We start from the raw sequence: 13,316 nt of genomic DNA on the forward strand, positions 1-13,316 counted from the left end.
GTTTGGGCCGGAAAACGGCCGGGTGGCGCCTCGGCCGAGGGTCCGCCATCGTCACAGTGTCCCGCTTCCGGGCCTACCCACGGTGTACGGTGGCGCCGTCCGGCAACCCCGACCGCGTCACGGCGGCGGCGACCGCCCCGCCGGGGTGGTTTGCCGCCCGCGAAACCCGAAACGCGGACGGCGCGTTACGTTGGACATCCGGACCGCCGGGCATCGGCGGGTCGAAGCCGGCCCGAACGGGACGCGGGCGGCAGTGAGCAGGAGTGAGGTCGGAGAGAAACGTGCCGAGCAACGCTGGAACCACCCGTCTGGTCATCGTCGAGTCACCGGCGAAGGCCAAGACGATCTCGGGCTACCTCGGCCCGGGGTACGTCGTGGAGGCCAGCTTCGGCCACGTCCGGGACCTCCCGCGCAACGCCGCCGACGTGCCGGCCAAGTACAAGGGTGAGCCGTGGGCGCGGCTCGGGGTGGACGTCGACAACGGCTTCCACGCCCTCTACGTGGTCTCCGCCGACCGCAAGCAGCAGATCAGCAAGCTGGTGAAGCTGGCCAAGGAGGTCGACGAGATCTTCCTGGCGACGGACGAGGACCGCGAGGGCGAGGCGATCGCCTGGCACCTGGTGGAGACGCTCAAGCCCAAGGTGCCGGTCAAGCGGATGGTCTTCCACGAGATCACCAAGCCAGCCATCCAGGCAGCGGTGGCCAACCCGCGCGAGATCGACCGTGACCTGGTCGACGCCCAGGAGGCGCGGCGCATCCTCGACCGCCTCTACGGCTACGAGGTCTCCCCGGTGCTGTGGAAGAAGGTCATGCCGAAGCTCTCGGCGGGCCGGGTGCAGTCGGTGGCGACCCGGATCGTGGTCGAGCGGGAGCGGCAGCGGATGGCCTTCCGCACCGCCGAGTACTGGGACATCCTGGCCACCCTGGCGGTCGGCAACGCCGGTGCGGGCCCGCGCAGCTTCAACGCCACCCTGGTCGCGCTGAACGGCGACCGGATCGCCACCGGCAAGGACTTCGAGCCCACGACCGGCCGCGTGAAGCCGGGTGCCGGGGTGGTCCACCTCGACGAAGGAGGTGCCCGGGGTCTCGCGGCCCGGCTGGAAGGGCGGCCCTTCACCGTCACCCGGGTCGAGGAGAAGCCCTACCGCCGCCGCCCGTACGCGCCGTTCATCACCTCGACGCTCCAGCAGGAGGCGGCCCGCAAGCTGCGGTTCTCGTCGCAGCAGACGATGCGCACCGCGCAGCGGCTCTACGAGAACGGCTACATCACCTACATGCGTACCGACTCGGTGAACCTGTCGGAGACCGCCATCGCGGCGGCCCGCCGGCAGATCGTCGAGCTGTACGGCGAGCGGAGCGTGCCGCCGGAGCCGCGCCGCTACACCGGCAAGGTGAAGAACGCGCAGGAGGCGCACGAGGCGATCCGCCCGGCGGGGGACAACTTCCGCACCCCGGGCGAGGTGGCCAAAGAGCTCTCCGCCGAGGAGTTCAAGCTCTACGAGCTGATCTGGCGGCGCACCATCGCCTCGCAGATGACCGACGCGGTCGGCTCCAGCGTCTCGGTGCGGATCCGCGCCGTCTCCTCCGCGAGCGAGGAGGCCGACTTCGGCGCCACCGGCAAGACCATCACCGACCCCGGCTTCCTGCGGGCGTACGTCGAGTCCAGCGACGACGAGAACGCCGAGGCCGAGGACGCCGAGCGGCGGCTGCCCACCCTGGTCAAGGACCAGCCGCTGACCGCCGAGGAGCTGGCCGCGCAGGGCCACCACACCCAGCCGCCGTCGCGCTACACGGAGGCGTCGCTGGTCAAGGCGCTGGAGGAGCTGGGCATCGGCCGCCCCTCCACGTACGCGTCGATCATGCAGACCATCCAGGACCGCGGCTACGTCTTCAAGCGCGGCCAGGCGATGATCCCGTCCTTCCTGGCGTTCGCCGTGATCGGGCTGCTGGAGCGGCACTACCCGCGGCTGGTCGACTACGACTTCACCGCCAGCATGGAGAACGAGCTGGACGAGATCGCCGGCGGTGACCACGCGGCGGTCGACTTCCTCACCGCTTTCTACTTCGGCAGCGCCAACGGCGCCGGCGACCAGGACATCGCCCGCTCCGGTGGGCTGAAGAAGCTGGTCACCGAGAACCTCAGCGAGATCGACGCGCGCAGCGTCAACTCCATCCCGCTGTTCACCGACGACGAGGGCCGCGAGGTCGTGGTCCGGGTCGGGCGCTACGGGCCGTACCTGCAGCGGGCGGTGCCGGGCGAGGTACCCGCGCCGGCCGCCGAGGGCGAGGAGGGCGGCACCCAGGGTGACCGGGCCCCGATCCCGGAGGGCCTGGCGCCGGACGAGCTGACCCCGGAGAAGGTGCACGAGCTGTTCCTCGGCGGTGGGGGTGAGCGCAAGCTCGGCGACGACCCGGCCACCGGGGAGCCGATCCTGCTCAAGTCCGGCCGGTTCGGCCCGTACGTGGCCAGCGGCGAGCGGAAGTCCTCCCTGCTGCGCTCGCAGTCGCCGGATTCGCTCACCTTCGACGAGGCGCTCAAGCTGCTCAGCCTGCCCCGGCTCGTCGGGGTGGACCCGGAGGGCAACGAGGTCTTCGCCAACAACGGCCGCTACGGCCCGTACGTCAAGCGTGGCGAGGAGTTCCGTTCGCTGGACTCCGAGGACAAGATGTTCACCGTCACGCTGGACGAGGCGCTGGCCCTGCTGGCCGCCCCGAAGACCCGCCAGCGTCGGGCCGCTGCGCCGCCGCTGCGGGAGATGGGCGTGGACCCGCTGACCGAGAAGCCACTGGTGATCAAGGACGGCCGGTTCGGCCCGTACGTCACCGACGGCGAGACGAACGCGTCGCTGCGTCGCGGCCAGACCCCGGAGGCGCTGAGCCTGGAGGAGGCCTCCGAGATGCTCGCCGAGAAGCGCGCCAAGGGCCCCGCCCCGCGCAAGAAGGCGGCCGCGAAGAAGGCCCCCGCCAAGAAGGCCACGGCGACCAAGAAGACCGCCGCCGCCACCAAGTCCACGGCGAAGAAGACCACCACCGCCAAAACCACCACGCCGAAAAAAGCCGCCCCCAATAAAGCCACCACCCCCACCGAGTAACGCCCTCCGCCGAGATCGTGCGACGGGCGCGACCCCTGGCGGGCCCAGATCCAGGAGTACGGCTCAGCCGAGGATGTGGGTTAGGTGGGGGTTGGTGAAGAGGTGGTTCGGGTCGAGGCGGGTGCGGAGGGACTGGAAGTCGGGCCAGCGGGGGTAGGCCGGCGCCAGTGACTCCGCGTCGCGGTAGTGCAGCTTGCCCCAGTGCGGGCGTCCGCCCAGGCCGGCGGCGACCTGCTCGAACGCGCGGAAGTACGGCTCGTAGGGCATGCCCACGTACTGGTGCACGGCCAGGTACGCCGAGTCGCGGCCGTAGCCGTGCGACAGCCAGATGTCGTCGGCGGCGGTGAACCGGATCTCGACCGGGAAGAGCACCTTGAAGGGCAGCCCGTCCACGATCCGGCGCAGCGCGTCCAGCGCCTCGGGCAGCGCGGCGCGCGGCACCGCGTACTCCATCTCGACGAAGCGGACCCGGCGCGGGGTGCAGAAGACCCGGTCGGAGCGGCCGGTGTAGCGGCGCTCGGTGAGCGCCCGGGCGGAGACCGCGCTGATCCTCGGGGCGAGCGCCGGCACGGCGCGGCCGAGCCGGCAGGCACCGGCGAAGACGGTGTTGGACAGGAACTCGTCGTCCAGCCAGCCGCGCCAGCGGGGCAGCGGCCGGTCGTCGGCGGGCACCCGGTCGTTGGTCTTGACCTGCACCCGGTCGGTGTACGGGAACCAGTAGAACTCCACGTGGTCGTGCGCCTCGATCAGCTCGGGCAGCTCGCCGAGCACCGCGGCCAGCGGGGCCGGTCGCTCGTGCGCGTGCAGCACGAAGGCGTCCACGCAGCGCAGGGTGACCTCGACCAGTACGCCGAGCGCCCCGAGCGAGACCCGGGCGGCGGCGAACACGTCCGGGTGCTCGTCGGCGGAGCAGCGCAGCACCTCGCCGGTGCCGGTGACCAGGGTGAGCGCCTCGACGAAGGTGGATAGGCAGCCGTAGCCGGCCCCGGTGCCGTGGGTGCCGGTGGAGATCGCGCCGGCGACCGTCTGCGCGTCGATGTCGCCGAGGTTGGGCAGGGCCAGCCCGTGCGCGGCGAGTAGGCCGTTGAGGGTGCGCAGCGTCATCCCGGCCGGTACGGTGACCAGCCGGCGCTCGGCGTCCACCCGGACACCGGTGTCCAACGCGTCCAACTCCATCCGGTGACCGTCGGTGACCGCGACGGCGGTGAACGAGTGTCCGCTGCCGACCGCTCGGATCCGCTGGCCGTCCGCCGCGGCGGCCCGGACGGCCTCGGCTACGTCCGTCACCGAGGTGGGGCGCAGGATGGTGGTGGCGGTGCTGCGCTGGTTGCCGGCCCAGTTGGTCCAGGCGGTGGCGAGCGGTGCGGTGGCGGCCATTCGCGCTCCTCGACATGAATATGAACTGACTTCATATCAGGAACGTTGTACCTGGTAAATACCGCAATCGAGGTCCGCTCGTTGTACCGGTAGTCACTGACATGTGACGTGCAGATATGTTCATCCGTCGAAGGGGGGTGGCGCCGAGTGTCCACACCAGCCGCCACGACCGGGCCGCTGCGCCGCGTACCGGTGCAGGGTCGAAGTGTCGCGCGGGTCCAGCGGATGCTGGACGCCTGCGCCGAGCTCGTCGACGAGGTGGGGTACGAGGGGCTGACCACGACTCTGCTCGCCGAGCGTGCCGAGGTGGCGATCGGGTCGGTCTACCAGTTCTTTCCGGACAAGCGGGCGATCGTGCAGGCGCTGACCCTGCGCACGATGGAGTCCTACCTCCAGCGGCTCGACGAGCGGTTCGCCTCCGACGACCTGACCCACTGGTGGGACGGCGTCGACGCGGGGATCGACGAGTACATCACGATGCACCGTACCGTTCCCGGTTTCCGTACCCTGCACTTCGGCGACGTGGTCGACCTGCACCTGCTCGATGAGCAGCGGGACAACAACGGGGTGATCGCGGACCAGCTGGCCCGCGTGCTCACCGAACGGTTCGGGCTCACCGACGTGCCCGAGCTGCGCTTCCATCTGGAGATCGCGGTGGAGGTGGCCGACGCGCTGATCAAGCTGGCGTTCCGTCGGCGGCCGGAGGGCGACGAGCGGGTGCTGGCCGAGGCGAAGGCGCTCATCCGGGAGTACCTGCACCAGCAGGTCGAGAGCCCGGTGGACGCCGCCCGGTCCAGCTGACCCGGCGCCGCCGGCCCGGGTGGCTGGGCGGCGGCGGACGGCCCGGGGTGCGACCGGGCGCGGTGCGACAGAACGATCGGCCCGGGGTGCGACCGGGGCGCGGTGCGACAGAACGATCGGCCCGGGGTGCGCCGGGCGAGGTGTGCCAGGCGGAACGCCCGGGGTGCGACCGGGTGACGGTGCGGAACGGCCCCGCACACGCGGGAGTGGGTGCGAACCGGCCCCGCGGGGTGCGGGGCCGGTGACTCAGAGGAAGGCGTGGCCCTCGCCCCGGTAGGTGGGCACGGTCGCCACGACCTCGTCCCCCTCCACCAGGTGCAGCTCGTTGACGTGCTCGCAGAGCTCGCCCGCCTTGGCGTGCCGGAACCACACCCGGTCGCCCACCCGCAGGGTGGCGGCCGCGGTGCCGGCCAGCGGAGTCTGCACCTCGCCGGTGCCCTCGGTGCCGATCAGCTTCAGCCCGGCCGGCAGCCACGGTCGGGGAAGGCGGCTGGGCGCGGCCGGGCCGGAGGCGATCCAGCCACCGCCGAGCACGGTGGCCAGCCCCGGCGCCGGCCGGCGGACCACCGCGCAGGCGAAGAACGCCGCCGGGGTGGGCCGCCACGCCCGGTAGGCGTCGAACAGCGTCGGCCCGTACAGGCCCGATCCCGCGGTGACCTCGGTGACCGCGGGATCGGCGCTGGTCGCCGCCACGCTGCCGGTGCCGCCGCCGTTGACGAACTCCAGCTCGGCGTGTTCGCGTACCGCGGCCACCGCCGCGCCCCGGCGGGCCAGCAGCTCGCGGTACGAGCCGCGCTGGGCCAGCCGGATCGCGGCGCCGAGCACCGCCTGCCCGGGCGGCGCGTCGCCCAGGCCGGCGATCTGCGCCTCGTACGCCATCAGCCCGACCAGCCGGAAGCCGGCGCGGCCGGCGACGGTGGCGGCGAGGGCGCCGGCGGCCCGGGCGCTGTGCACCGGCGACCGGCGCACCCCGACGTGCACCCCGCGCACCGGCCGCCACGAGGCGTCCAGGTCGAGGCAGATGCGCAGCTCGGCTCGGCGGGCCGGGGCGCGCACGGCGTCGACCAGGTCGAGTTGTTCGGTGCCGTCCACCATCAGGGTGATCGCGGCGGCGAGCGCCGGGTCGCCGGCCAGCTCGGCGAGCGCGCCCCGGTCGGCGGTCGGATAGGCGACCAGCACGTCGTTGCTCACCCCCTGGCGGACCAGCCAGATCGCCTCGGGCAGGGTGAACGCCATCACGCCGTGCCAGCCCGGCCGGGCGAGCGCCCGGCTGAGCAGGTCACGGCTGCGGACCGACTTGCTGGCGACCCGGAGCGGCTTGCCGGCCGCGCGGTCGACCAGGGCGGTCGCGTTCGAGTCGTACGCGGTTAGGTCGACCGCCGCGTACGGGGGATCGAGGTGGGCGGTCGCCCGATCGAGGCGCTCGCGCAGTTTGTCGCTTTCGGTGGCCACGTGTGCACGCTAACTGTCCGGCGGTCAATGCGAAACACCCTCGCGTACGCCCGGCTGTGCGCCGTGGTGCCGGCGGCCTAGGCTCGGCGAGCAGGAGAATGTCATCGGTGGGACGGCGTCCCACCGGGTCTAGAGTGTTCCACCGGGGATGCCCAGCGATGGGCCGGCACGTGGAGGTACGGCCATCGAAAGCCAGTTCAACGGCGAGTCGCCCGGCGTGTCGCCGTCCTCGAACAAGTCCGGCGGCACCGCGGAGAAGCCCGGTGCCGACCTGTCCGGCTACGCGGGCATCCGCTCGGTGCTGCGGATCCGGCCGTTCCGCCGGCTCTGGATCGTGCTCGGCGCGGCGTCCTTCGGTGACTGGTTCGGTCTGCTCGCCACGTCGGTCTTCGCCGCCGCCCAGGTCCAGGGGAGCACCGCCAAGGGCGCAGCCTTCGGTGGCGTCATCGCCATCCGGCTGCTGCCGGCGCTGGTACTCGGCCCGATCGCCGGCGTGCTCGCCGACCGCTTCGACCGGCGCTGGACGATGGTCATCTGCGACGTGCTGCGCTTCCTGCTCTTCGCCTCGATCCCGTTGGTCGCGCTGCTCGGCGCCCCCGGCGGGGTGGTGGTCGGCTGGGCGGCGATCGCCACCTTCCTGATCGAGTCGCTCACCTTGCTGTGGATCCCGGCCAAGGAGGCCGCGGTCCCCAACCTGATCCCGCGCGCCCGGCTGGAGGCCGCCAACCAGCTCACGCTGATCACCACGTACGGGCTGACGCCGGTCCTCGCCGCGCTGATCCTCGCCGCGCTCGACGGTGCCGTGCGGGCGGCCACCGGGGGCGCGACGCCGGACTGGGCCGAGCCGGCCCAACTGGCGCTCTGGTTCAACGCGCTCTCCCGGCTGGCCACCGCACTGGTGGTGGCGTACGGGATCAGGGAGATCAGCCACGGGCAGGCCGACGAGCAGGGCCGTACCGAGCAGAGCATGCTGCGCCAGTTCAAGGAGGGCTGGCGCTACATCGGGCAGACCCCGCTCGTGCGCGGCCTGGTGCTCGGCATCTTCGGCGCCTTCGCCGGCGGCGGCATTGTGATCGGCACCGCCAAGTTCTTCGCCACCTCGCTGGGCGCCGGCGACGCCGCCTTCTACCTGCTCTTCGGCGCCATCTTCATCGGCCTGGCGCTCGGCATCGGCCTGGGCCCGATGATCGTCAAGGAGATGTCCCGCCGCCGTTGGTTCGGCATGAGCATCGTGCTGGCCAGCGCGGCGGTGATGACGCTGGCCTTCGCCATCCACCTGTCGATGGCGATGGTCGGCGCGGTCCTGGTCGGCGCGGGCGCCGGGATGGCCTTCCTCTCCGGCACCACGCTGCTCGGCGGCGAGATCGCCGACGAGGTGCGCGGCCGGGTCTTCGCCGTGGTGCAGATCGGCACCCGGCTGGTGCTGATCCTGGCCATCGGCCTGAGCAGCCTACTCGCCGGTGTCGGCGGCTCCCGCAAGCTGGAGATCGCCGACCTGGGCGTCTCCATCTCGTCCACCCGGTTGCTGCTGCTCGCCGCGGGCGCGGCCGGCATCTTCGCCGGGATCAGCGCGTTCGGTCAGATGGACGACAAGAAGGGCGTGCCGGTCCTGGCCGACCTGTGGGGCTCGATCCGGGGCCGCCCGCTGATGCCGGCCGAGCCGTTCGTCTCCGCCGGGCTCTTCGTGGTCTTCGAGGGTGGCGAGGGTGCCGGCAAGTCCACCCAGCTCGGCGCGCTCGCCGAGCGGCTGCGCGGGCAGGGGCGCGACGTGGTGGTCACCCGGGAGCCCGGGGCCACCGCGGTCGGCGAGCGGATCCGCTCGCTGCTGCTCGGCGCGCCCGGCTCGGACGTGCCGTCGCCGCGCGCCGAGGCGCTGCTCTACGCCGCCGACCGGGCGCACCACGTCGCTACCGTGGTCCGGCCGGCGCTGACCCGGGGCGCGGTGGTGATCAGCGACCGGTACGTCGACTCGTCCCTGGCGTACCAGGGGGCGGGGCGGACGCTGCCGGTCGACGAGGTCTCCTGGCTCTCCTCCTGGGCCACCGGCGGGCTCAAGCCCGACCTGGTGGTGCTGCTCGACGTCGACCCGCGCACCGGCCTGTCCCGGGTGGCGCAGCGCAACGAGGAGGCCGACCACGTGGAGGCCGAGTCGGTCGCCTTCCACGAGCGGGTGCGGTACGCCTTCCTCGACCTCGCCGCCGCCGACCCGAAGCGCTACCTGGTGCTGGACGCGTCCCGACCGGTCGAGGAGATCGCCGAGCAGGTGGCCCGCCGGATCGAGGAGCTGCTCGGCGCCCCCGGCGGCATCGTGCACCCGCGCCCGGCGCAGGGGCCGGACACCTCGGTGCAGCCGGAGTTATCCGAAACGGAGCTGGTGACGATGGAGCATCGGACCTGATGCCGGACGTCTTCGCCGATCTGGTCGGGCAGGGCGAGGCGGTCGAGACGTTGCGCCGGGCCGCCGCGGCGGCGGCCGCCGTGCTGCGCGCCCCCGCCGCCGGGCCGGTGCCCGACCCCGCCGACGACGAGCTTGACGCCCTCGTCGAGGAGGCCGACGCCGGGGCCGCCGCGGGCCCGGCGGGCGATCCCGGTGCGGGGATGACGCACGCCTGGATCTTCACCGGGCCGCCGGGATCGGGTCGGTCGGTGGCCGCCCGCGCCTTCGCCGCCGCGCTGCAGTGCGCGTACGGCACCGGCTGCGGCGAGTGCCCCGGCTGCCACACCACCATGGCGGGCACCCACGCCGACGTCCGGCTGGTGGTGCCGGAGGGGCTCTCCATCGGCGTCGGCGAGATGCGCGCCCTGGTGCTGCGGGCCGCCAGCACGCCGTCCGGCGGCCGTTGGCAGGTGGTGATCATCGAGGACGCCGACCGGCTCACCGAGGCGGCCGGCAACGCCCTGCTCAAGGCGGTCGAGGAACCGCCGCCCCGGACGGTCTTCCTGCTCTGCGCCCCGTCCACCCACCCGGACGACATCTCGGTGACGATCCGGTCGCGCTGCCGGGTCGTACCGCTGCGGCAGCCGCCGGCCGAGGCGGTGGCCGAGGTGCTGGTGCGCCGGGACGGCATCGCGCCTGACGTGGCGGCGTGGGCGGCGGCGGCCGCCCAGGGGCACGTGGGGCGGGCCCGGCGGCTGGCCCGCGACCCGGAGGCCCGCGGCCGGCGGGAGGCGGTGCTGGCGGTGCCGCGCCGGCTCACCGGGGTGGGTGCCGCCTTCGACGCGGCGTCCGCGCTGATCGAGGCGGCCGAGGCGGAGGCCGAGGCGTCGGTGGCCGAGGCCGACGCGGCGGAACGGGCCGCGCTGGAGACCGCGCTCGGCGCCGGCGGCACCGGCCGGGGCGCGGCGGGTGCCCTGCGGGGCGCCGCCGGGCAACTCAAGGACCTGGAGAAACGGCAGAAGTCGCGGGCCACCCGGGCCCAGCGGGACGCGCTGGACCGGGCGCTGGTCGACCTGGCCGGCTTCTACCGGGACGCGCTCACCAAGGCGCTCGGCGCCCCGGTCGCGCCGGTGCACACCGACACCGCCGCCGTGGCCGAGGCCGGCGCCCGCAAGTGGGACGCCGAGGGTGCGCTGCGCCGGCTGGAGGCCGTGCTGGCCTGCCGGGCGGCGATCGAGGCGAACGTGAAGCCCCGGATCGCCGTCGAGGCGATGATGCTCGCCCTCTGGAAGGGCTGACCTCTCCGGAGATCGCCGGCCGGGCGTGGTCCCGCGCGCCGGACCGGTCGTCCACAGGCATCGACAGGTGCGATTGCTGTGCGGTACGGTCCGGTGTGCCGTGACGGTGGCGGCACGCAGAGTGATGACTGTTCCGGGGAGGAGCCCGCCGATGCCACGGGGGGAGATCGACGAGGCCTGGATCGAGGAGGCGGTGCGGCGCTACCGCCGGATCGAGTCCCTGCAGGCCGAGTTCGACCAGGCGGTGTCGACGGTCGAGGTCACCGTCCGGTCGCCGGACGGGCTGGTCGAGGTGGTGGTGACCGCCGGTGGGCGGATCACCGACGTGCGGTTCCTCGGCCCGCTGCACACCCGCCACCCGCGCGAGATCGCCGGTTCCGTGCAGGCCGCGGTCACCGCGGCGGCGGACGCCGCCCAGTGGGCCCGGGAGAAGCTGCACAACGAGACGTTCACCGCCTACCGGCCGCTGGCGGGGGCCTGAGATGGAGACGCTGCGCGCCCTCGCCAGCCGCCTCGACGAGGCCGGCGCCACCCTGGCCGCCCTCTCCCGCACGGTCACCGCCGGCGACCCGCCGCAGGCCGCGTTCGGCGCCGACGCGCCCGGCCGCCCCGGCGAGATCGGCCGGGCGCTGCACCGCCAGTGGGTCGCCGCCACCACCGACCGGGCCCGCGAGGCGCACGCCGCCGCCGCCCGGCTGGCCGAGGCGGCCACCGCCGTGCGGGGCGCCGCCGACGGCTACCCCGCCGCCGACGACGCGGCTCGCCGCCGGCTGACCGGGGAGGCGTGATGGACACGCTCGACCGGCTCGCCGAGCCCGGCCTCGACCTGCTGCGCCGGGTCGACACGCTGCTCGCCGCCGGGGCGCCGGAGGGGCACCCGGTCTGGCCGCTGCTGCGCCGGATGCAGGTGCTTCCCGGGGAGGCGGTCCGCGGCTTCCTCGACCTGAGTCCCGCGCCGCTGGCCACCGCCGGCCACGCGGTGCGCCGGCACGTCCGGGCGTACGACGAGGTCGGCGTCGCGCTGACCGATCCGGTCCTCTGGTCGGGGCCGGCCGCCAGCCGGTACGGGCAGGCGCGCACGGCCCTGCTGCGCCACCTGGACGAGGGGCCGGAGAGCCTGGTCGGGCGGCTGGAGTCGACGGCCGGCTACGCCGACGCCCTGGCCGACTGGGTGGAGGGCAGCCGACTCACCCTGGCCCGGGCGCTGGCCGACGTGCTCCGCTCGGCCGAGGCGGTGACCGTGGTCGCGGCGACCGCGCTGCCCGGTGCGGTGAACCAACCTCGGCCCACCGGCCCCGGCGCGGTGGCGGCGGCCGAGATCGCCAGCCGGGTGCTCGCCGTGCTCTGCGTCGCGTACGACGGCGCGGAGACGCTGCTGCGCCAGTGGGGGCCGAGCCTGGCCGAGTCCCGCTGGCGGGCGCCGGTGGTCGAGCGCACCCGCTACGACAGCCCCACCCGGGTCGGCTGGTGACGCCCCGCTGATCCCGGAGCCGACGGCGGGGCTGGGATGCCGGCGGCGGGTTCCTGGTCGCTCCCGGCGGGTCGCGGGCGGGTCGGGACAGTGCCGAGCGGGTCGGGCGATCGGGCGATCGGGCGATCGGGCGATCGGGCGATCGGGGTGGGCCGGCGGGTGCACGGCACACGGCGTCGCGCTCGGGAGCCCCGTTCGATCGGGCTCCGGCGGCGACGCCGTGGCCTTTCCCCCTGCACCCCCCGCAGGTCTGTCTTCACTCAACGCTTCCGGGGAGCGTTTGTCCCCCACCGGCGGCAGGATTCAGCCGTCCGGGCGAGCATCAACGGCACGACGAGATGGGCGGGGCATCGGTCGAGTCGACGAACATGAATGGCTGCACGGTGTAGTCGGCCGGCGACTCCCGGGACGGGCCGGGGTGCGGCGACCGTCGTAGGGTGGGAGCCATGGGCATGCTCTGCGCGGTCAGCTTCCAGCGGTACGGGCGCCTCTACTACCTCGACCCGGGCGAGCTGAGTCCACAGGTGGGCGACAAGGTGCTGGTGCCCACCGACGACGGCCCCGAGGTGGCCGAGTGCGTCTGGGCGGCCCAGTGGGTCGCCGAGGACACCGCCGGCTTCCCGAGGCTGGCCGGCCTGGCCCAGGAGGAGGACCTGCGCCGCGACGAGGCGCTGCGCCGCCGCAAGGCCGAGGCGAAGGTCGCCGCCAAGCGGCTGATCCGGGAGCACGGGCTGCCGATGAAGGTGGTGGCCGTCGATCACGTGCTCGGCGGTGGTGAGGGCGGCGGCGAACGGAGCACCATCTACTTCACCGCCCCGCACCGGGTGGACTTCCGGTCGCTGGTCCGCGACCTCGGCGCGACGCTGCACTGCCGGGTCGAGCTGCGTCAGCTCTCCGCCCGCGACTCGGCGCGGGTGCAGGGTGGCATCGGCTCCTGCGGCCGGGACCTGTGCTGTGCCACCTTCCTCACCGACTTCGAGCCGGTCACCATCCGGATGGCCAAGGACCAGGACCTGCCGCTCAACCCGCTGCGCATCTCGGGGGCGTGCGGCCGGCTCATGTGCTGTTTGAAGTACGAACATCCCCTGTATCAGAGATTTCAGGAGTCCGCGCCGGCGACCGGCGAGCGGGTCACCACACCGCAGGGCAGCGGTCGGGTGGTCGGGCACAGCGTGCCGAGAGACGCGGTGCTCGTGCGGCTCGACGCCGACGGCTCGCGCTCCATGTGCTCCCGCGCCGACGTCTGCGGCTCCCGCCGCGCCTACGACAGCCGGGACCAGCCAGACCCGGAGGACGCGCCGCGCTGATCGGCGCGGCCCGCACGCCCGGCCGTAGCGCTGCCCCCATCCCGCGTTGATCATGAGGGCGGCGGCGAAGTTGATCACGAGTCGCGCCGCTGACCTCATGATCAACGCGGTGATTCCGGGGACCGGGGTTCAGGGGAGGGT

10 protein-coding genes are annotated in these 13,316 nt (G+C 73.7%); 8 read left to right on the forward strand and 2 right to left on the reverse strand.

Features of this window, described 5'->3' with window-relative positions; translation table 11 throughout:
- Positions 1-281: 281 nt before the first annotated feature.
- Complete coding sequence (topA, locus tag DLJ47_RS08015) at positions 282-3,092, forward strand: type I DNA topoisomerase (RefSeq protein ID WP_109899425.1); 2,811 nt, start codon at positions 282-284, stop codon at positions 3,090-3,092.
- 63 nt (positions 3,093-3,155) lie between these two features.
- Here the strand turns inward: topA and DLJ47_RS08020 are convergent, their stop codons facing one another.
- The gene (locus DLJ47_RS08020; protein WP_109899426.1) at positions 3,156-4,469 is read right to left on the reverse strand and encodes a D-arabinono-1,4-lactone oxidase; all 1,314 of its coding nucleotides are present in this window, start codon (positions 4,467-4,469) and stop codon (positions 3,156-3,158) included.
- Positions 4,470-4,694: 225 nt separating this feature from the next.
- Here DLJ47_RS08020 and DLJ47_RS08025 point away from each other — a divergent pair, with 225 nt between their 5' ends.
- Positions 4,695-5,270 (forward strand): TetR family transcriptional regulator, encoded by a 576-nt coding sequence (locus DLJ47_RS08025; protein ID WP_088997069.1) that lies wholly within the window; start codon positions 4,695-4,697, stop codon positions 5,268-5,270.
- A gap of 246 nt (positions 5,271-5,516) precedes the next feature.
- Here DLJ47_RS08025 and DLJ47_RS08030 read toward each other — a convergent pair whose 3' ends face one another.
- Positions 5,517-6,722: an amino acid deaminase/aldolase gene (locus DLJ47_RS08030; protein WP_109899427.1), complete on the reverse strand. Its 1,206-nt coding sequence runs from the start codon at positions 6,720-6,722 to the stop codon at positions 5,517-5,519.
- 148 nt (positions 6,723-6,870) lie between these two features.
- Here DLJ47_RS08030 and tmk point away from each other — a divergent pair, with 148 nt between their 5' ends.
- The 6 genes from tmk (at position 6,871) to DLJ47_RS08060 (ending at position 13,175) form a co-directional block, all read left to right on the forward strand.
- The gene (tmk, locus tag DLJ47_RS08035; RefSeq protein ID WP_255562291.1) at positions 6,871-9,120 is read left to right on the forward strand and encodes a dTMP kinase; all 2,250 of its coding nucleotides are present in this window, start codon (positions 6,871-6,873) and stop codon (positions 9,118-9,120) included.
- Positions 9,120-10,397 (forward strand): DNA polymerase III subunit delta', encoded by a 1,278-nt coding sequence (locus DLJ47_RS08040; protein ID WP_109899428.1) that lies wholly within the window; start codon positions 9,120-9,122, stop codon positions 10,395-10,397. The genes tmk and DLJ47_RS08040 overlap by 1 nt, the downstream gene beginning before the upstream one ends.
- A 151-nt stretch (positions 10,398-10,548) precedes the next feature.
- Positions 10,549-10,878, forward strand: a complete 330-nt coding sequence (locus DLJ47_RS08045; RefSeq protein ID WP_109899429.1) for a YbaB/EbfC family nucleoid-associated protein — start codon at positions 10,549-10,551, stop codon at positions 10,876-10,878.
- Position 10,879: 1 nt separating this feature from the next.
- Positions 10,880-11,185: a hypothetical protein gene (locus DLJ47_RS08050; protein WP_109899430.1), complete on the forward strand. Its 306-nt coding sequence runs from the start codon at positions 10,880-10,882 to the stop codon at positions 11,183-11,185.
- A complete protein-coding gene (locus tag DLJ47_RS08055) occupies positions 11,185-11,868 on the forward strand; it encodes a hypothetical protein (RefSeq protein ID WP_109899431.1) in 684 nt (227 codons plus the stop codon). The genes DLJ47_RS08050 and DLJ47_RS08055 overlap by 1 nt, the downstream gene beginning before the upstream one ends.
- A gap of 446 nt (positions 11,869-12,314) precedes the next feature.
- Complete coding sequence (locus DLJ47_RS08060) at positions 12,315-13,175, forward strand: PSP1 domain-containing protein (RefSeq protein ID WP_109899432.1); 861 nt, start codon at positions 12,315-12,317, stop codon at positions 13,173-13,175.
- Positions 13,176-13,316 lie beyond the last annotated feature (141 nt).

This window comes from Micromonospora sp. S4605 (assembly GCF_003176715.1).
Lineage (GTDB): Bacteria > Actinomycetota > Actinomycetes > Mycobacteriales > Micromonosporaceae > Micromonospora > Micromonospora echinaurantiaca.